19 protein-coding genes and 2 pseudogenes are annotated in these 18,361 nt (G+C 66.3%); 8 read left to right on the forward strand and 13 right to left on the reverse strand.

What is annotated here, in order from left to right:
* Positions 1-780: 780 nt before the first annotated feature.
* From ACGFNK_RS03155 to ACGFNK_RS03175, 5 genes and pseudogenes are all read right to left on the reverse strand, one after another.
* Positions 781-2,253: a tyrosine-type recombinase/integrase gene (locus ACGFNK_RS03155; RefSeq protein WP_393411364.1), complete on the reverse strand. Its 1,473-nt coding sequence runs from the start codon at positions 2,251-2,253 to the stop codon at positions 781-783.
* Positions 2,253-2,450 carry a helix-turn-helix transcriptional regulator gene (locus tag ACGFNK_RS03160; RefSeq protein WP_393411366.1) on the reverse strand — a complete coding sequence of 66 codons (198 nt, stop codon included), beginning with the start codon at positions 2,448-2,450 and terminating at the stop codon, positions 2,253-2,255. Before ACGFNK_RS03160 ends, ACGFNK_RS03155 begins: the two co-directional genes overlap by 1 nt.
* Positions 2,447-3,776: pseudogene (repSA, locus tag ACGFNK_RS03165) on the reverse strand (replication initiator protein RepSA). The gene ACGFNK_RS03160 and the pseudogene repSA overlap by 4 nt, the downstream one beginning before the upstream one ends.
* Before the next feature lie 266 nt (positions 3,777-4,042).
* On the reverse strand, positions 4,043-4,906 hold the full coding sequence (locus ACGFNK_RS03170; protein WP_393411368.1) for a 3'-5' exonuclease: 864 nt from the start codon (positions 4,904-4,906) through the stop codon (positions 4,043-4,045).
* Positions 4,876-5,217, reverse strand: coding sequence for a UvrD-helicase domain-containing protein (locus ACGFNK_RS03175; protein ID WP_393411370.1), 342 nt, complete (start codon positions 5,215-5,217; stop codon positions 4,876-4,878). The genes ACGFNK_RS03170 and ACGFNK_RS03175 overlap by 31 nt, the downstream gene beginning before the upstream one ends.
* A 37-nt stretch (positions 5,218-5,254) precedes the next feature.
* On the opposite strand from ACGFNK_RS03175, the gene ACGFNK_RS03180 reads away from it, so the two are divergent.
* A complete protein-coding gene (locus ACGFNK_RS03180) occupies positions 5,255-5,671 on the forward strand; it encodes a hypothetical protein (RefSeq protein ID WP_393411372.1) in 417 nt (138 codons plus the stop codon).
* Here ACGFNK_RS03180 and ACGFNK_RS03185 read toward each other — a convergent pair.
* Positions 5,664-6,725, reverse strand: a complete 1,062-nt coding sequence (locus ACGFNK_RS03185; RefSeq protein WP_393412142.1) for a sugar ABC transporter substrate-binding protein — start codon at positions 6,723-6,725, stop codon at positions 5,664-5,666. The genes ACGFNK_RS03180 and ACGFNK_RS03185 overlap by 8 nt on opposite strands.
* 669 nt (positions 6,726-7,394) lie before the next feature.
* Here ACGFNK_RS03185 and ACGFNK_RS03190 point away from each other — a divergent pair.
* From ACGFNK_RS03190 to ACGFNK_RS03205, 4 genes and pseudogenes are all read left to right on the forward strand, one after another.
* On the forward strand, positions 7,395-7,760 hold the full coding sequence (locus ACGFNK_RS03190) for a zinc-binding dehydrogenase (RefSeq protein ID WP_393411374.1): 366 nt from the start codon (positions 7,395-7,397) through the stop codon (positions 7,758-7,760).
* A gap of 218 nt (positions 7,761-7,978) precedes the next feature.
* Positions 7,979-9,055, forward strand: a complete 1,077-nt coding sequence (locus ACGFNK_RS03195) for a substrate-binding domain-containing protein (RefSeq protein ID WP_393411376.1) — start codon at positions 7,979-7,981, stop codon at positions 9,053-9,055.
* A 206-nt stretch (positions 9,056-9,261) separates the two neighbouring features.
* A pseudogene (locus ACGFNK_RS03200) lies at positions 9,262-9,537 on the forward strand (transposase); the annotation flags it as partial.
* 125 nt (positions 9,538-9,662) lie between these two features.
* Positions 9,663-10,196: a hypothetical protein gene (locus tag ACGFNK_RS03205; RefSeq protein WP_393411378.1), complete on the forward strand. Its 534-nt coding sequence runs from the start codon at positions 9,663-9,665 to the stop codon at positions 10,194-10,196.
* On the opposite strand, the gene ACGFNK_RS03210 is transcribed toward ACGFNK_RS03205, so the two are convergent.
* Both ACGFNK_RS03210 and ACGFNK_RS03215 read right to left on the reverse strand, forming a co-directional pair.
* Positions 10,144-10,938, reverse strand: a complete 795-nt coding sequence (locus tag ACGFNK_RS03210) for an IS5 family transposase (RefSeq protein ID WP_393411380.1) — start codon at positions 10,936-10,938, stop codon at positions 10,144-10,146. The genes ACGFNK_RS03205 and ACGFNK_RS03210 overlap by 53 nt on opposite strands.
* Positions 10,939-11,270: 332 nt before the next feature.
* On the reverse strand, positions 11,271-12,473 hold the full coding sequence (locus ACGFNK_RS03215; RefSeq protein ID WP_393411382.1) for an FAD-dependent oxidoreductase: 1,203 nt from the start codon (positions 12,471-12,473) through the stop codon (positions 11,271-11,273).
* A 123-nt stretch (positions 12,474-12,596) separates the two neighbouring features.
* Here ACGFNK_RS03215 and ACGFNK_RS03220 point away from each other — a divergent pair, with 123 nt between their 5' ends.
* Together ACGFNK_RS03220 and ACGFNK_RS03225 are read left to right on the forward strand one after the other, a co-directional pair.
* On the forward strand, positions 12,597-13,253 hold the full coding sequence (locus ACGFNK_RS03220; protein ID WP_393411384.1) for a TetR/AcrR family transcriptional regulator: 657 nt from the start codon (positions 12,597-12,599) through the stop codon (positions 13,251-13,253).
* Positions 13,254-13,473: 220 nt separating this feature from the next.
* On the forward strand, positions 13,474-13,821 hold the full coding sequence (locus ACGFNK_RS03225) for a hypothetical protein (protein WP_393411386.1): 348 nt from the start codon (positions 13,474-13,476) through the stop codon (positions 13,819-13,821).
* 670 nt (positions 13,822-14,491) lie between these two features.
* On the opposite strand, the gene ACGFNK_RS03230 is transcribed toward ACGFNK_RS03225, so the two are convergent.
* From ACGFNK_RS03230 to ACGFNK_RS03245, 4 genes are all read right to left on the reverse strand, one after another.
* On the reverse strand, positions 14,492-14,794 hold the full coding sequence (locus ACGFNK_RS03230) for a hypothetical protein (protein ID WP_393411388.1): 303 nt from the start codon (positions 14,792-14,794) through the stop codon (positions 14,492-14,494).
* Positions 14,791-15,531, reverse strand: coding sequence for a GntR family transcriptional regulator (locus ACGFNK_RS03235; RefSeq protein WP_393411390.1), 741 nt, complete (start codon positions 15,529-15,531; stop codon positions 14,791-14,793). Before ACGFNK_RS03235 ends, ACGFNK_RS03230 begins: the two co-directional genes overlap by 4 nt.
* Positions 15,531-15,755: a hypothetical protein gene (locus tag ACGFNK_RS03240; RefSeq protein WP_393411392.1), complete on the reverse strand. Its 225-nt coding sequence runs from the start codon at positions 15,753-15,755 to the stop codon at positions 15,531-15,533. The genes ACGFNK_RS03235 and ACGFNK_RS03240 overlap by 1 nt, the downstream gene beginning before the upstream one ends.
* A gap of 516 nt (positions 15,756-16,271) precedes the next feature.
* Positions 16,272-16,550: a hypothetical protein gene (locus tag ACGFNK_RS03245; protein ID WP_386338816.1), complete on the reverse strand. Its 279-nt coding sequence runs from the start codon at positions 16,548-16,550 to the stop codon at positions 16,272-16,274.
* 78 nt (positions 16,551-16,628) lie between these two features.
* Here ACGFNK_RS03245 and ACGFNK_RS03250 point away from each other — a divergent pair, with 78 nt between their 5' ends.
* Positions 16,629-17,384, forward strand: a complete 756-nt coding sequence (locus tag ACGFNK_RS03250) for a GntR family transcriptional regulator (RefSeq protein WP_393411394.1) — start codon at positions 16,629-16,631, stop codon at positions 17,382-17,384.
* A 10-nt stretch (positions 17,385-17,394) separates the two neighbouring features.
* Here the strand turns inward: ACGFNK_RS03250 and ACGFNK_RS03255 are convergent, their stop codons facing one another.
* Positions 17,395-18,360, reverse strand: coding sequence for a helix-turn-helix transcriptional regulator (locus ACGFNK_RS03255; protein ID WP_393411396.1), 966 nt, complete (start codon positions 18,358-18,360; stop codon positions 17,395-17,397).
* Position 18,361: the final 1 nt, after the last annotated feature.

Raw genomic sequence — 18,361 nt, forward strand, 5'->3', positions numbered from 1 at the left:
AGTCTCGCGTGCGCGTCGCGCTCTCGATGCTCGCCGGCATAGAGATGATCTTGAGGTGACCCTCTCGCGCGACAGGGGATGGATGTCCTACTCGTTCGCGCGTGAGCGCGCTCATGAGTCGTTGATCTTGCTCAGTCGCTTCTGTGCTGTGCGCCGATGTGTTCTCTTCGAGAACATCGGCACGCACAAGCGTCAGAAAGCGTCTCTGACGCGCCTGAAGTGCAGGAATGACCGTCAGAGATGAGCGTCAGAAACTTCTCTGACGCCTGTCTTCTGACGCGTCGCGGGCGTCAGAACGTGCGTCAGAAGCGGTCTTTCTGACGCTCTCTGACGCGTTCCTCTTGGGGTGTCTCTGACGCACTCTCTGACGCATTGGTGATCTTGAGGCGGGAGCGGTCGAGAGCGCCGCTCGCGTGCGCGACAGGGCGACGGCGAGAGAGCGACACGGGGTGTGTGGTTCGAGGGACGTACGCCGATCCGGGTAGGGGGGTACCTGACTGGTGGGATTGGGGCTCAAGTTGGTTCCCTCGTAACTCCGCAGGTCAGCGGGGGCGTGTGGAACATAGCGGGGCCACTTGGACTATCCGCAGGTCAGGTGGGGTGCGTGTATGGGCCACATATCGTGGGTGCCTTTCGCGCGATTACCGAGCGTGGTCAATCCTGGCTTGACCGTGACTCTCCGGATGGGCACTCTTCTGGTGTCGCCGGGAAGCGCTCGGGAAAGGCCCGAGGAATGGCGGCAATGGGAGGGATGAGCCATGGCTCAGAAGGTGAATAACTTCAACTGGGAGACCGGAGAGACGCCGTTCTCCGCCTGCAAGTGGGACGAGTGGATGAAGGGCGGGACGTGGCTCGCTCGCCATCAGCGTCGAAGAGGTCGGGGAGATCCCCGGCAGCTTCGAGCCGCCTCTTCAGGTCCGGCAGCTGCCCGTCGACACACCGGGCGTAGGTGGCGAGCAGCACAGGCACGCTGTTCCCGGCCCACTCGGCCACCTGAGCAGGCGGGATCCCGTCGTTGAGCCACTTGGTCAGGCGGGTGTGCCGGTTGTCGTACACACGCTTCCCGGTCGGCGAATCGAAGACGTGCGGAGCCAGGACCGCCCGGCGAGCGCTACGCCAGGCCCGACGGATGACGGAGCCCGCGAGGATGCCGCCGTTCTCGCCCTGGAACAAAAGATCACCCGGCTTGAGCTCTTCGTCTTCGATGTGCTGCCGCAGGATGCGGGTCAGGGCTGGATGCCCCGGCACTGTGCGCATGTCTCCTTCGGCTCGGCCCTTCAGGTCGCGCTCCTCGTGGATCTCTCCTGTGTCGGTCCACTGCTTGCCGACTTCCGGAGTCGCGGTGTGGATCACCAGTTCGCACCACTGGTCGTCGGCGTCGACATCGGGCAGGCTCACGTCCCATACGCGCATGGCTACGGCCTCTTCGGGACGTGGCCCGCAGTAGTACAGCGTGGCGAAGAAGGCATGCAGTCGCTTGCCCCCACGTGGCCGCCGGCGGATCCAGTCGAGGAGCGCCGCCGCCTGGTCAGGGTTCATCAAGCAGCGCTTGTCCACGGCGTTGGTCGTCTTGGCGGCAGTCGTCGCCTCCTTGCCCTTGGGAAGGGGGTTGGTCCGCAGGATCCGCCGCCGGATCGCGTACTTCATGACGACGTTGAGGATCCGGCGATGCCGCTTGCGGGACCAGGCCGCCGCCTGCTTGCCGTCGAGCCGGGTGTCAATGGCCTGTAGGACGTCGTCGACCTTCTCAGGGTCCTCCCAGACCGAGACCGGAAGGGAGTTCCGCTCAACCCATCGGAGGATGGCCACGACGTGCCGCGGTGCTTCCGATCGACGATTCGCGTTGAACGCCCACTCACGCAGAGCCGTCCGCACGGCCACGGGATCGAACTGGACGGGCTGTGCGCGGAGCAGCGCGAGAGTGGTTGCCGTCAGCGTCTTGGCGGTGTTCTTTCGGCTGTTGCCGCCCAGTTGGGGCCACCGGGCATCCACGTACTGAACGGCGAACTTGTACCAGCTCATGGCAGCCGACTTAGAACGATGGGACACCGGCAGCCCGGTCGCGATGACGAACGCCTCGCCCTTGCCCGTGGCTTGGATCAGTTCAGACCGGAAGCCCTCAGCGAGCGCCAGGGTGTCGAACGGCTCGCGCCAGCGCCTGCCAGCGACCACCCAACGCACCGTGTAGGTGGTCTTTCGAGCGCCCTTGTACGTGAGGATCTTGTAGACCTTGACGTCGTACGTCGTCTCCATCAGGCGACGTCCTCCCGGTCATCGAGCCAGTTGTTGAGGTCGGTCCGCCGGATCCTCAGATCGCCGTTCGGGAGCTTGATGCAGCGAGGTGCACGCCGCTTGGCACGCCAGTCGTAGAAGGTCGAACGCGAGATGCTCAGTTCCTCGCAGACCTCAGCGAGGGTGAGCATGTTCCGTGATCGGACAGCAGTGGTCATGCTGTGCCCCCTTCACTGAGCAAGGCTTCGCGGGCGGTTTCGCGGTTGAGCTGTAGGTCGCGGGCGATGGTGGCGGCGAGGGCGGATTCGCCGGGGGTGTGGCCGTGTCCGGCGTACTGCCAGTCAGCGAGGACCAGGACGGTGTCCGGCTCGCGGTCGTCCAGGCCGAGGGCTTCGCGTTCCTGTGCGGCGCGGAAGTCGGCGCGGGCCTGGCGGAGTTCGCCGAGTGTGGTCGAGTAGCGGCGGGACTTGGAGGAGAAGTGGCCGCGGAAGCCGAGCATGTGAGCCCAGGCCCACAGGCGCCGATCCGGGTAGAGCGGGTCGAGTTCCTTGCAGGCCTTGATGAGTCGTCGGGTGTGGTCGGGGACCTGGTGCCGGTCGAGGTCGGCCAGTTCGCCGATGCGGCGGTCGAGGGTGCCGGTGTTCTCGGCAGCTTTGGTGGCGTACTTGGCGACGTAGGAGGCCACGGCCTGTTCGGTGATGTCGGAGCCGTCGCCGAAGGCCTTGACCGGGCGGACGTCGAGCTGGGTGCCCCAGCGGAAGGTGCGGGCGGGCTGGTCGTCGGCGGCGGGGACGGAGACCGAGGTGTAGGCGTGCGCTGCGGCGGCGCGGATGGAGTCGGCGAGGAGGGTCGACGGTCGCCCAGGACGGCGGCGGGGTGTCGGGTCCCTCGGGGCCGTCGATGCGGATCACGGCGTGGAAGTGCAGGGCGCCGCGCTTTTGGAACTCGGCGACCTTGCCGTACGACAGCCGGGCGGACTCCTTCAACTCCCGCTGGGTCAGGCCCGCACGGGCGGCGATCTCGCGGCGGAGCCGGTTGGTGAACCGCTGCCACAGCTGCCCGGCGTGGTTGTTGAACAGGACGGCGCCCGCGTAGTCGTACGTGGCCGGATCGAGTGCGGTGCCGAGGACCGGGTCATCCGGGGCGTGGCGGGTGCCGCAGCGGCAGGTGCCCCGGTCGGGCCGGTTGTGGACGGGGCCGAAGGAGGGGGCGGTGAGGGTGGCGAAGACGCGGGGGTGGTCGCGGACCGTGGCGGGGATGTCGCGGCGGTCGTCTCCGGCCAGGCCTGCGCGGATGAGGTGGTAGGTGTCGCCCGCGTAGGTGAAGGCGCAGGAGGGGCAGCGGGAGGCTCGGCGGTTGCCGCAGGCGACGCGGAGGCGTCCGCCCGGCTCGTTCTCGGTCGAGTAGTGGTGCAGGGTCTCGCCGGTGGTCTTGTCCTTGGCGAGGGTCCAGCCGGTGAGGTGGATGGGGTCGGCGCAGCCGCCGGTGCGGCGGATCTGTTCGTGCCAGCGGTCGAAGTCGGAGGCCGAAGCCACCCTCAGCAGGTCGCCGAGGGTGGTCGGGTCGCCCGTGCCGCGCTCAGAGCAATCAGCCGCTTGAGCGGAGAGAAGGGATACGTCGTGGCTGGGGCGGTCGGCTCCACGGCTTTAGGCAGCCACTTTGGCGCGAGCCTCGAAGATCATGGCCCCAACGTCGTGCTTTACCGGGCAGGTCCACAGACTGCCCGACGCGCCGGAAGCTTACGGGGCCATGATCACTCGCGCCAAAGCAGCTCCAGCCCAAAGCCGCTCCACCGACCTTGGCCATGCGGCTATTCGATCAGGTTCATTTCTTTCAGGAACCTGCTCGGCCCACTTGGCCTACCTGAACGCCCAGGCCCCCATTCAGCAAAACCGGAAAAGAGCACGTAGGTCTTACATCTTGAGCGAGTGACCGCGACATAGAATTTTCGACGATCCTCGGCCACTTTTTCTTGATCGCGAAGCGAAAGGAAGTGAGGCATCATTCCTTCTTCTGCACCCAGGATTACCGAAACGTCAAATTCCAATCCTTTACATGAAGCGACTGTAAATAGGGCGACCCGCCCGTCTCGCTTTCCGCGGTGAGCAAGATCTGAGGTCGTCCACTCGGAAAGATCCCCACCGTCCTCGAAAGCCTCTAGCATCTCGTCGAGGGTTGAGGCGTCTTCTGATGTTGCTGGATCTTTGTAAATTGCTGATAGCCCAGCGGCGAGAAGCCGCTTTATGAAATCGAGAGCGTACTCGCCCTCGTCAGCAGAACTTTCTTTCACCAGCTTCACCAATCCGACGTGAATGTCAATATCGTCGGATTCTCTACGCAGCAGGAACCGCCAGTCGGCAGCCAGGTCAGAGAAGTCAACTCCTTTCCCGGAATCTCCGTGTGCGACCCAGGCGGCCAACTTCTCGATAAAGATGGAAACTTTCGACGATCCGTACGGGCTTGCGTTATCGCAAACCGGGATTCCACGTCTCCTAAAAACCTCAGCTACTACAGTTGAGTAGTATCCAATCGGACACAGTACGCCGATCTCATGAGCGGGAGTCCCTGCAGCAATCTCCCGCTCAGCGATGTCGGCTGACCGCTCGGCTTGTTCGTGCACACCAGTCCTGCACCAAAAAGCTTTCACTGTGCCGCCGTCGGAGACTCCCTGCACCCCCCTACGTTAAGCAGCAAGCTGGCGTGAGCAATGATATTCCGGGCACAGCGATAATTTTTGTTCAGCTCTACCCTTGTTACTGCAGGATGAGAACTCAACTCGTGAAGAAGTTCCGGCCTGGTGCCCGTCCACCCGTAGATAGCCTGATTGTGATCTCCAACCGCGAAAAGCAGGGCCCTTTTACGCCCCTCAAGGCAAAGAACCCGTACGATGCGGTCCAATGCTGGCGCCAAGTCCTGGTATTCGTCCACATAGATCATCGGATACTTGGCTATCAGGAGATCCTTGACAAACTCATTTTCTTCCACCAAGTCGACGGCAGTCGCAATCAGCGAATCGAAGTCCGTGAGGGACTCACTGGCGAGAATTCTCTCCTATCCGGTCGAGAGTGCCGACCTGGGACGGGGACGTGAATTCCTGGCCGAATTCCGGACGCTGGCCGCGGAGAAGGGCCAGGAACGGGAGAAGGTCCTGCGCGCCGACGCGGGATCCGCCCCGTGCCAGATCAAGAGAGGCCTCGCCTCTTTCGTCCGGGTTGTTTGGCCGCGCGTCGAAGCCCGCCTGCTGGCCCGCGCCGCGGCACCGCGCACGGTGCTGTTCCTGCACAACGCGGGCCTGCTCGCCCGGTACTGGGACGAAGGCGGCCACGACACCCTCGTCCGCCTGCAGGCGGCGGCCCGCCGCAAGAGGCGTCCTGAGGCCATGAGCACACCGCCGGGCAGCGCCTGCTCGGCGGTGCGCCTGGCCCTGAGACCTATGTGAGTCCGGCCTCGTCACACGCGGACCGGAGTTCCGGGGTACAGATCTGGTCGATCGTGTATATGCCATCCTTGACGAGAGTGTCCTTGATGTCGCCGACGGTCACCGGGACCGGATCGAGCAGCACAGTCGGGATGTCCTTCGTGGAGGCGTTGTCGACCCTGGTATCGGCGAGGTCGTCGAGCTTCTCGCCGCGCGCCAGGGCAACGGCCATGGTGGCGGCGGCGTCGGCCTCCGGCTTGAACGGCTTGTAGACGGTCATGTACTGCTCGCCGCCGACGATACGCTGCACGCCCACGAGCTCGGCGTCCTGGCCGGTGATGGGCGGTAGTGGCGTGATGCCGGCGACCTTGAAGGCGGAGATCACACCGCCGGCGAGGTGATCGTTGGCGGCCAGCACGCCATCGATGTTCTCCCCTCCCAGGGCGGCGATGGCTCCGGACATGTTGGTGTGCGCGGTCCCCGCCCGCCAGTCGATGTTGTCGTACGACCGGGCGATCTTCGCTCTGCCCCGGAGGACGGACAGCGCGCCCCTTTTGAACCACCCTGCATTGGGATCGGTCGTGGGGCCGTTCATCATGACGATCTGGCCGTCCTGCGCATGGGCGCCCATGGCCCTCAGGAGCGCTTCGCCCTGAGCCCTGCCGACCTGCGCACCGTCGAAGGTGACGTAACCCGAGACCGGGCCTTCGGCGAGCCGGTCGTAGGCGACGACCGGGACGCCCTGCTCGTGCGCAGCCGCGACCGAGGAGCGCTGCGCCTTGGGGTCGACGGCCATGAGTATCAGTACATCGACCCCCTTGGTGAGCATGGAGTCGATCTGCTGCTGCTGGACCGTGACATCGTCCTTGGCGTCGGTGGACTGCACCCGGCAGTCCGGGCACAGCTCCTTCAGCTTCTTCTCGATCAAGGGCTTGTCGAACTGCCCGGTGCGAGAGGCCGCCCCAGCCGCCGGGAGCAGTACGCCGACAGTGACGCTGCCCCTCTCGGATCTGACGTCGCTGCCTCCGCAGCCACCCAGGGCCAATGCCAGCACCAAGCTCACGGCGATGGTCATGTTCCGCACACGGGTCTTCGCATCGCTCTTCACGTCACAGACCTCTCCCGGCCACCACGGGCTCGGCCGCAGAACGATCGGCTCGCGCGGTGGCACGACGATTGCGCTGCACACCTTCTCGCCGCCGCCGTCCGGCGCGATCCCGACGCCGCCGACATCGCCGCGATGAGAAGGACGCCCCGGCAGCCGTTACCTCGCAGACCACGATCTGCGGCTCGCCGATGCATAAGGTGGCCGACTGCTCACGCCTACCGCGAGCGGTCGGGTCAGGTAGAGGCGCAGGGGACTGCGGCTCCCACAGGCGATCACGCCGTCGGGGTGTGATCCCGTTCGTCCTCGGCCTTGACGACTGCTTCCTGGACATGTCCGGTGCTGCTCCATGACGCTGCGTTCAGCGGTCAGTCGCCCTTACCCGCGGCATGCGACGAGAGCGGCGAGTACCGCCAGGTTCGTACTGCATGCCTCTGGACTGCCTGACGGGCCTCCTCGCTGGTTAATGCCCATGCTCCACCCTCACCCGTGGAAGGGCGAGACAGACGGCACAGTGCTGCGCACTGGGGGATGGCTTACCTGGATCAGGATGCCTTCTTAGGGCGACGTCATGCGTTCCGCCTGGTGTGGACGTCAGGACTGGCAGGATGGGGGAGATTTCCGGTTGTCGGTTGTCGGGTGTCGGGTGGAGGGCTCTGGCTACGCGGAGATGCGGCGCGCCTGGGCCTGGCGCTCGAGCTGGGTGCCACGCGTGTCCTCAATCCCGCCGAGACCAAGGACGTCGTATGGGACGTCCTTGAACTCACCGCCGGGGGACTGCACTACACGGTCGACGCCGTCGGTCTGGGCAGTGTGATCGAGCAGGCGCTGGGGGTGCTGCGTTCGCCCGGTACCTGCGCGACCGTGGGTCTGCAGGGGCTGGAGAACGAGATCACCGTGGACCAGGGGCACCTTCTCCTTGGCCGGACGCTGAAGGGCGTCATCGAGCGAGACGCCGATCCGCACGTGTTCATCCCTGGGCCCGCTCCCGACTGCTCGGCATGAGGTGCGCGTACACCTTCAGAGTCAGGTAGTCCTGAGCTGCTGGTTCCGCGCTGTAGCGGTTCTGTATCTCGGCGCACTTGCGGCTCCGGAACGTCCGCCCCTTGCTGCAGTCTGGTCAGCCCTCCGCACCCTGTGCCTGCGCATAGAACCCTGTGCCTGCCCATACTGGGACGGGGATCTGATCGGCGTCCGGTCGACGGGTAAGGAGGTGCCCGCACGTGAAGCTCTACCTGCGCCGTGCCGCCGTCTCTGTGGCCGCGGTGTCCCTGGCCGTCGTCCTGGCCTCCTGCGGCAACGCCGGGAACACCTCCGGCGTGACGATCGGCTTGCTGCTACCGGGAGCCGGGACCCCTCGCGCCGAGCAGTTCGACAGGCCCCTGATCGAGAAGAAGATCAAGGACCTGTGCGGCGACTGCACGGTGGAGTACGCCAACGCCAAGGAGGATGTGGCCACCCAACACCAGCAGATTCACTCCATGGTCACCAAGGGGGTCGAGGTCCTGATCCTCGACCCGGTCGACGCCAAGGTGGCCCGATCCTCGGTCGAGACGGCCGATCGCGCGGGCATCCCGGTCGTCGCCTACGACCGCCTCGCCACGGGCCCGATCTCGGGCTACGTCTCCTTCGACGGCGAGAAGGTCGGCGAGATCCAGGGCCGGGCGCTCCTCAAGGCCATGGGCGACAAGGCGGACGGCGGGCAGATCGTCATGATGAATGGCTCCTCGGCCGACCCGAACTCGGCCGCCTTCAAGAGGGGCGCCCTGTCCGTCCTCCAGGGGAAGGTGAAGATCGGCAAGGCGTACGACACCGTCGAGTGGAATCCGGACAACGCCCACATCAACATGTCCGGCGCCATCTCCGCTCTGGGCGCCGACAACATCGACGGCGTCTACTCCGCCAACGACGGCCTCGCTGGCGGCGTCATCTCCGCCCTCAGGGCCGCCAAGGTCTCACCGCTCCCCCCGGTCACCGGCCAGGACGCCGACATCACGGCCGTACAGCGCATCGTGAGCGGCGAGCAGTACATGACCGTCTACAAGCCCTTCAAGCTTGAGGCCGAGGCCGCCGCCGAAATGGCCGTCGCCCTGGCCCAGGGTGAACAACTCGGCGACATCGCCACAGACATGGTCGACAGCCCCACCACCGACGACATCCCGGCCGTCCTGCTCACGCCGATCTCCCTGACCGCCGACAACATCAAGGACACGGTCGTCAAGGACGGCATGTACACGATCGATCAGATCTGCACGCCCAAGTACAAAGCCGCTTGTGAAAGGGCGGGACTCACCGCGTAAACGCGATCTACGCGTTCACCTCAAGACCTCTAGCGGTAGAGGGTCTGACCTCTAGCGCTAGAGGTCCCGACGCGCCCCAGGTTGGGGCCCTCTCTGGGACCTCCGTGGGACCTCCGACGACGACCGGCAACGACCGACGACGACCACCAACAACCGCTCAGCCGCAGGTCAGTTGGGCCTGCACCTTTCTGGCCAGGGCCGAACACCGACCCGACGCGCTCCTCGCCGACCGCGGCTACGACCACGACAAGTACCGCCGCCTGCTCCGGGCCCGTGGGATCCGTCCGGTCATCGCCGAGTGCGGCGAGGAACACGGCAGCGGCCTGGGCATCTTCCGTTATGTGGTCGAGCGCACGATCGCCTGGTTGCACGGCTTCCGCCGCCTGCGGATCCGCTGGGAACGACGCGACGACATCCACGAAGCCTTCCTCGGCCTCGCCACCTGCCTCATCACCCACCGACTCGTCCAGCGCCTTTGTTAGGACCTCTTAGAACCCGTGTCTCAACCGAACATGATCGCTTGATCTCTGCTGGTCAGGCATGGTTTCGCTCGTAGTGAGGGAGGCATGCGGCGTCTTGTTTCCGCTCCATGAGCAAGGGGTGCGCGATGGCGTCGGTGCTGGGAATGCTGGAGGGGCGGGAGACAGCGGCCCGTGTGCGGGTGGAAGGGCTACGGGAGGAAGTCGCCCGGTTGGCTGGGGTGTTGGAGGCCGCCGAGATCGAGCTGGACCGGCGGGTGATCGCGCGGGAAGAGCTGGTCGAGGCCCTGGCAGCCTCGGCTGCCGAGACCACCGCCGTGACCGAGGCCGAGGCGGAACAGGAAACCGTGCCCTCGCCCGCGCCGGTGCCGGGCTCGATCGTGCCACCTTGGCGCGAAGGATTGCTGGTGACGGTGCTGGCGCCGCACTACCAGCGGATCCTGGGCGTGCTCGACGAGCGGCAGCGGGCGGGCCAGGGACCGCTGAAGGCCAGGGAGATCACGGTGGAGCTGGGCCTTGGGACGACGTCGGCGAAGGTCGAGGGCGTGCGCTCGAAGGCCAGGCGGCTGGCGGAGCGCGGGTGGCTCGTGCAGGAGACGTCGGGGATGTTCAGCGCCGGCCGCCGGCCCGTGGCCTTGCCAGGCGCCGGCTCATCCGCGTGACCATCGACCACCGGATCATTGCCTCGCTGCTGGCCGGCAACGTCTCGTAGTCCCGGGCCAGCCGGCGCGAATGCATCAGCCACGCGAACGTGCGCTCTGCCACCCAGCGCCTGGGCAGCACCACGAACCCCTCCATGTCGTCCGTGCGCTTGACGACCTGAAGGGTGAGCGCGAGTTTCTGCCGGCACCAGTCGACCAGGCCGCCGGTGTAGCCGCCGTCGGCCCAGACGAGGGTGATGTCGCGGTGCAGGCGGCGCAGCCGGGTTAGCAGGCCCGTCGCGGCGTCGCGGTCGCCGATGTTCGCGGCGGTGACCGCGATGACAAGGAGCAGGCCGAGGCAGTCGGTCACGATGTGCCGCTTGCGGCCTCCCACTTTCTTCCCGCCGTCCCAGCCGCGTGAGACGGACGGCACCGAGGCCGCGGCCTTTACCGACTGTGCATCGATGATCCCGGCCGTCGGCTCGGCCTCACGGCCCTCCCGCTCACGCACCCGTCCGCGCAGCCGGTCGTGGAATTCTGTGAGCAGCCCGTGCTCGCGCCAGCGGCGGAAGAAGGCGTAGACCCGGCCCCAGTCGGGGAAGTCCGCGGGCATCGCCCGCCAGGAGATCCCGCCCGCGACCAGGTAGCGGATCGCGTCCAGCAGCTGGCGGTGGCAGTAGCCCTCGGGCTGCCCGCCTCTGCCCTGGAGCCAGGCCGGGACTGGCAGCAAAGGCCGGATGGCCGCCCATTCCGCGTCCGACATGTCGGAGGGATACCGGCGTTCCCGGTCTGGATGGTCGGCCGCGTTGCCGTACACGTGCGCGAGGCAATCACACGATGGAGCAGCCGAGTTGAACTGAACGGGCTCGGACGCGTACAACAACGACACCAGGGCCTCCCGGCACTGCTCGGTCAGATTCGCATCCCCGAGCTACCGAGAGGCCCTGTCTTCATGCGCGTACCGCCAGAAGATCACCCGACCAGGAACCCTGTTCGACCCGCACGTTCCATGATCCGTTGAGCGGCTTCTCAGTGAAGGCGACGTTGACCAGGACCCCTCGTCGTAGGATCGACCAGATCCCCTCCAGCGGTACGTCAGTCCTGGATGAGGGCCAGTTGCTTCTGGATTTCGCGGGGGTTGGTGTCGCCTGCGACCTTCTGCAGAAGCGGGGTGTGGTCGAGGATGAAGTCCCGGACCGGCCGCAGTAGTGCCGGCGCGTGGTGGAAGACCTTGCCGAGAATCCATGCTTGCTGGACCTGCCGGGCGGTGTGGGGCTTGCGCGGGTCCTCGTAGCTTTGCAATGCACGCTGTACGGCGGTGGGGTCGGTGAGGTCGACGCCGCGCAGGGCCCGGCCGAGGAAGTAGCCGTCCTCGATGGACATGCCCGCGCCGTAGGCGGCGTAGGGCGAGGTCGGGTGTGCGGCGTCGCCCACGAGGGTGGACCGTCCCTTGGACCACTGCTTCAGGCGGGGCCGGTCGCGCAGCACCCAGCGTTGCACGTTGTCCGGCTCTGTCTGGGCGATCAGCCCGGGCAGGGGCGCGGGGAACGCCGCGGCCAACGCGGTGGCCGCGGCCTTGAGGTCGGACGGTGCCGGGGCGTCGGGGTCGGTGGCGGTGAGTACCCACCACTGGAAGCCGTCGCGGCCCTTGTGCCGGATCGATGTCCAGCTTCCCTGCACTGTCCTGCTGTGCGTCAGGACGGACATGTTCGGTTCGCTGCCGGGGACGTTGGTGAAGGTGAATCCGCCGAAGATGTGCAGTCGGTGCTCGCGCTTGGGCGTATCCCCCCACAGCGTGCGCCGTACCAGCGAGTCGATGCCGTCGGCGCCGACCAGTACGTCGTGCTCCGCTGTGCTGCCGTCGGCGAAGTGCAGAGTGACCGCCTGTTCGTTCTGCTCGATCCGGGTCACCTGCTGGTTGAACCGGAGCGTGCCCGGCGGGATGGCGGCGAGCATCCGCTCGTACAGTTCGGGCCGTAGCAGTCCGATGAACCCGCCGCCGTATGCGCGCTTGGTCTCCGGGTCCTGCCTGACGTGCACGCGCACGTGGCCACGGAGGTTGCGGAACTCGGAATCCGTGGGGGAGCCGAGGTCTTCGGTGTCCACTCCGAGTACGCGGAGCGCCTTCAGGGGCGGCGGCCACAGGTTGAGGATGTTGCCGGCCGGCCGCGCCTCGCGGTAACGCTCGTAGACGGTGACCTCGTGACCGGCCTGGGCTATGGACAGTGCCGCAGCCATACCGGCCGGACCGGCGCCGAGGACGGCGACGCGGCCGCCGGGGTTGTTCGGAACAGGCATGGGGATACCTCGCGTCATCGAGAGGAAAACAGTAGCGAGCACTACTGTTAGCCGCAGACTGTAGTGTGAACTACGGTTCAGTCAAGACCTGTGCATGCACCTGGGGAATGAGAGGCTGAGGTCATGGGCGAGGCCCAAGCGGCGCAGACGGCCGACCTGGAGATCCGGCCGCCCAAGCAGCGCCGCAGTCGCGAAGCATGGAACCGGGTGCTCGATGCCGGGGTGTCCATCCTGGAGGACGGCGGGTACGAGGCGTTCACCATCGCCGCCGTATGCGAGCGGGCCGAAGTCGCGCCGCCGGCCATCTACGCCCGCACCACCAGCAAGGACGCTCTCTTCCTCGCCGTCTACGAACACGGCATCCAGCGCCTGCGCGCGGAGCAGCAGGTCTTCTCCGACAACAGCCGATGGGCAGACCTACCTCCGGCCGAACTCGTCCGCGCCGCAGTGGCCGAAACGGTCGGCATGTCCCTGCGCCACGAACGGTTCCTACGGGCCGTCGTCCTGACCTCCGCGTCGCATCCGGAAGTCCGGCGCCGAGGTTCCCGCTACGGCCAGGAGCTCGGCAACGGATTCGCCAAGGTGGTCCTTCGGGCGGCGGACGCCATCACGCTCCCCGACGTCGAGACCGCGGTCCACTCCTGCTTCAGCACCGTCTTCGCCGCGTCGGTCATCCGTATCGCCTACGGTCCGGGATTCGCCAGGCCAGCACCTGTCGAGGACGACGCGTTCATCGCCAATCTGGCACAGACAGCGGTGCGCTACCTGCTGTCTGCCTGACAGCGTTTGGCCCGAACCTCTGCCATCTACGGCACCGCTGTCCCCCAGCTTCACCACACAGTGGGGGGATCGCGCGCTCACACACCCGACCGAAGCACCCGGTTCAGCAACAGGCACTTAGCCTCCCAAGCTCAAGGCTCTGGCCCGAGGCAGCTTGGGCCAGCCATCTGAGCGCTGCTGAAACCGCAGCGCAGACCGCCTACGAGCGAGATGATGAGCCATGGTGACTCGCCGGCCATCAGCGGAACCCAGCCTGCTCGTTGCTGTGTGGTGGCTGTTCCTCGCCGTCTTGGCCTTCGTGATGTTCCTCGGCGGCATCTCGTTCGTCCTTGGCCTTCGGGACGGTGAGCCCCGTCCCACACCAACCGTCACGGTCACGGAGACACACATAGACCAGCCTGATGTCTCCAACACCGTCCCAGACAGCGTCATCGAGGACGGCCTGTCGAAACTGCCCACGCCAAGCGCCTGTATCGAAGCCGACGCCCGGGGCGTTAGCCCGCGGGACCACTGGACACCGTGTGGCCAAGTCCTTGGCTACTTCGACGACGCGACGCCAAGTCCGTGAGCAGGACCGCAGCGCGCCTGTCCGTCTCAGTTTCCGTCTCATTCAGCGCCGTTCACGGACGTTCAGACGGGACCGAAGGTTGAAGTCGATCCCAGGACTGGCCCCGCATGAACGCAGGTGAACGACTCTGCACGCAGCTCACCACCCCACCATCACAGTTGGAAAGCGTGGTGGTTGTGAGGTACTGCGCCAGCTGGGCAAGAGTGTGGGTCAATGCAGCCCTGGTGCAAGACGCCAAGGGGCAGAAAGGGGGGCTGTCCCTGACGGTTGGAGTGGCGGCTTCGATGCATCGGCCCTGAGCACGGGGGAACACCCAGGGCGTCGGTTGGGGGGACACTGGCGTCACCCCTCGAAGCGGCTACTGAACAGCTTCTCGACCAACGCCCAGAGAGCACGAGCCCCCAACGCGATCGTGAGCCGACCAGCAACCTCGCGAATCTTCCCCCTGGTCTCCGGGGAAGGGTTCGACTTTTCCATCACTCCACCTCATCTCTGGGGCTGCGTCTCGGCACCGTGCGCGACGAGGCGCCCCCCTCTCAGAGATAAGGCCCAGTAAGGCTAGCCCCGGCTTGCGATTGATCACCACCCCAGGCAACTCGCTGAAACCCAAGGTGAGTGCGCTACCGCGAAGCGAAGGTCGGCGCTACCAGCCGCGGCTTCTGATTACCCTTCAGGAGCGGTCAGGTTCACTCACCGCCAAGAGGTGCCCGCGGCTGGTCGCGACACGGAGCACGTCCTGCAAGGCTTCGGTCAGCTTCGTTGCCAGGGGGCGCAGTTCCCCCAGCTCCGCATCCTCGTCGCCGAGTACTTCTAGTGCTTGCTCCAGTAGTTCGGCCGCCATCCCGAGTTGGACCGCTTCAATGTTGTCCGCCAGGCGGGACATGTAGCCTTCGCGGTCGTCGGTGCTGAGATAGCAGGGCTTGCCTTCCGGCCCCGACCACGGGAGAAGCCTTAGCTCGTTTCGGGCTGTCATCCTTGTGTCTGCCTCTCCTCGATCACGTGGTGGGTGGTGAAGACCGCGTCGACGCGGTCCCCTGGGAACACCAGAAGCGCGGCCTCAACGACCCGCCCAGCGCTGTCGGCGGCGACGCGTGTGATCGCGAGAACCGCCACGGCGGAGCTGATCCGGAGGGTCGAGGCTTCGTCCGGTGTCGGGAGGCGGGCGCATACCGTCTCCCGGAATTCGGCCGGCGGGGGGCTCAGCATGGCGAACCTCGTGACTGTCCCCTCGTTTGCGGTTCCGTCGCCGAGTACTGAGGTCGGCGTCAGGTCACGCGGGACGTAGAGGCGGGCCAGGCTGTGCGGCGACTTTCCCTCGTGGCTGATGTAGAGGAACTCGGTCAGTGGCGTACCGTTCGGCACCCTCAACAGGGCTGTCAGATGCCCGCACGCCCGGACCGCGGTGCTGCGGACAGTGACGCGCAGAGCCGCGTCAGCAGCGGTCCACGGGTCCAACGTGCCCCATCCGCCGACGTATGTGATCTTGCGGAGGGGACGACGAACGAAGTTCCCCTTGCCGTGGATCTTCTCGACGAGGCCTTCCCCCTGAAGCACTGCGAGAGCATTCCGCAGCGTCGGCGTGCTGACCCTGTATTGACCTGCTAGCTGGGTCTCAGAGGGAAGGCGTTCGCCAGCCTTGATCCGGCCGGTCGTGATCTGGTGCCGGAGGTCATCGGCAATGCTGTGATGGCGAGAAGGCACGGACTCCATCACCGCCTTCTCAGCATCCGCACGGCGACGAGCCGGGTCCGCGTGTGCATGGTCAGCAACTCACCCGACTCGAACAGGAGTTGCTTGGCCCCGTGGGGCAATTGGAAGAGGTTGCTCACCCGGCACGCCCGGCCGCCGACCTGTATGACGTCGCCGCACTGCACGGTGGTCGAGGTGACCTCAACGGTGGATGCCAGCGCGCCGCTGGGTGCCCGTTCCCTCACCGCTTCACCTCCACAAGCGTGGACTGGTCGAATGCCGAGTGGCAGGGGCAGTCGCATGCCTCGTAGATCACCGGAATGTCCATCGGGGCCGCGGCCGGGGAGGACTCCGCACAGGCATGGTGCGTGCCGATCCGGCATGAGGACGATCGGTAGGAAGCGGCCTCAGCGTGCGTGATGCGAGGCCGCTGGCGAGGAGGCATCAGCGGACCCCCGCGAGGGCGGACCAGGCTTCAGCCGGCAGATGGCGAGCTACCACAATCGAGCGCTGCCGTACGCGCTTCTCCCAGGCCAGCATGTACGGACGGACGAGCGCAATGTCCTCACCCGCGAGCAAGTCCGCGCGGTCCGGGTGCCGTCCCTGGGCGGTCGTCGACCTGCCGGTGAGCGCAGGGTGTGCCAAGGCGGCTGTCGGCCCAGAGGATGTTAAGGGGCGGCGGTGCCTGCCCTTGGGGCGGTGCCGCTCCCTGGTGAGCGAGACGGCACGACGGATACGGTTGAGCAACGCTGCTCAGCTCCTTATCGCTGATGGCTCGGTCCCCCGACATCGCCCGTCGTGGGGACCGCTTTGCGTACGACCGCCCATAGGGTGCGGCCGTTCAAGCTGGTGGCGAGAAGCCCGAATTGATCGGCCTCGGCCACCGCTTCCAGGGCCTCCCGCCATGACTCGGCGGAGAGTGATTCCGGCACCTCCGCTTCGACCGTCGTGTGTCGGGCGTGCTCCTCCACGCGCGTGGGGAGCCCGACGGCCGATAACCGGGCGGCGATGGCCGCCGCGCTAACTCCCGAAGCGGGCACAGGGCAGCCTCCGTCACCGGCGATCACTTTGAGTGAAGCTAGTTAACTAGATTAGAGCTAGTGGACTAGATTTTCCATATGCCTGAGCAGCCGCCCTATCTCCGCATCGCCGACGAACTCCGGCGGCGGATCGCGGGGCACGTGTGGGAGCCGGGGGACCGTCTTCCCTCCCGTGCCCAGATCGGCCAGGAGTGCGGCGTGGGTGAGAACGTGGTGCGCCGGGCACAGGAGCTGCTGATCTCCCAGGGCGTGCTGGAGGGCCGCGCCGGTTCCGGTACGTATGTCGCCGAGCCCCGACAGCGGGTGCGAGTTGTCCGTTCAGCGGCGCGCGAGCAGCCCGACGGGTCCCCGTTCCGCGCGGACATGAAGGCTGTGGGCAGGCAGGGGGACTGGGAGAGCCGGACCGACGCCAAGGTCCCGGCGCCGACGGAGATCGCGGCGCGTCTCGGTATCGCCGAGGGTGACCCATGCGTCCGTACCGCGTACGAGTTCCTCGCCGACAGCAGGCCGGTGCAGTTGTCGACGAGTTGGGAGCCGTACGACCTCACCGCCGGCACCCTCGTCGTCCTGCCCGAGGGAGGGCCGCACGCCGGGGCGGGCGTCGTGAACCGCATGGCCGAGATCGGCATCACCGTCAGCCACGCCGTGGAGCAGCGCGAGCCACGGCAAGCGACCGCCGAGGAGGCGTCACTTCTCGGCATCCAGAAGGCCGCTCTGGTCACGCACATCCGCCGGACGTACTACAGCGACCAGGGGCGGCCCGTGGAGACGGCGGACATCGTGGTGCCCGCCGCTCACTGCGAGATCGTCTACGAGATCCCAATCAACCGTTAGATGTTGCGGGTCAGGACGTTGGTGACGGCGCATAGTGGTGGGCAAGATTGGTGGCGAGGTCGCGAAGGTGAGCCCTGGCTTCGGTGGGGCCGTGCACAGTGATGGCGCTCCCGAACGGCAGTAGTGCTCGCACGTCCTCCAGATGCAGGAAGCGGATTGTTACCTTGCGGCCGGTGGCGGATTCTTCATGGTCGTCCCAGACGAGTCGTAGGCCAAAGATCCGTTGCGCTCGCTCGATCTGGGTCTGGTCGATGGTGGCGCTGACATCTATCGCGTGGTTGTGTTCCCACTGAGCAATGAGCGCTGCAGCGACGGTGGCCAGGGTCTGGCTCTCGCGGATCCGTCGTGGCTGGTCGACTTCTTTCCACGTCGTGATCCGTTCGAGTCGGTACATCCGTGGCACTCGGGCACAGTCTGCGACGAGGTACCAGATGCCGGCCTTGGCGAACAGCCCGTAGGGATCCACGACCAGGTCGCGTGGGCATGACTCGCGTGGGCTGTCGTACTCGATCCGTAGCCGGCGACCTCGCCGCACTGCGCCGATCAGCGAAGCCGGAGTCGTGCCGAAAGCTCGTGCCTGACGCCAGGGACGGCTGTCCACGTGCACTACGTCGGTGAGCGGCAGGAGCTCATGAACTCGACGTGGCTGTGTAGCGGCGATCTTGGAGAGCGCGCGCTGGCTTTCGACCGATGCGTTGAGCTCCGCACGTTGCTTCTCATCCAGCCCAGTGAGCGACAGATGATCACGCTCGCCCGGTGTGAGTCGCGTGAGGTCGAGTCCGGATCCGGGCAGCATGGTCACGCCTCCGAGGCGGCCCCGGTGTGCGGTCACCGGCAGACCGGCGTCGCGGAGCCAGTTCAGATCTCGGGTGATGGTTCGAAGGGACACCCCGAGCGCTGAGGCGAGTTCCTGTGTGGTCACGGCATCCCTCGATTTGAGGAGCAGCATCAGGGTGAAGAAGCGGTCTGGGGTCACA

It is taken from the genome of Streptomyces sp. NPDC048825 (assembly GCF_043198355.1).
Lineage (GTDB): Bacteria > Actinomycetota > Actinomycetes > Streptomycetales > Streptomycetaceae > Streptomyces > Streptomyces xiangluensis.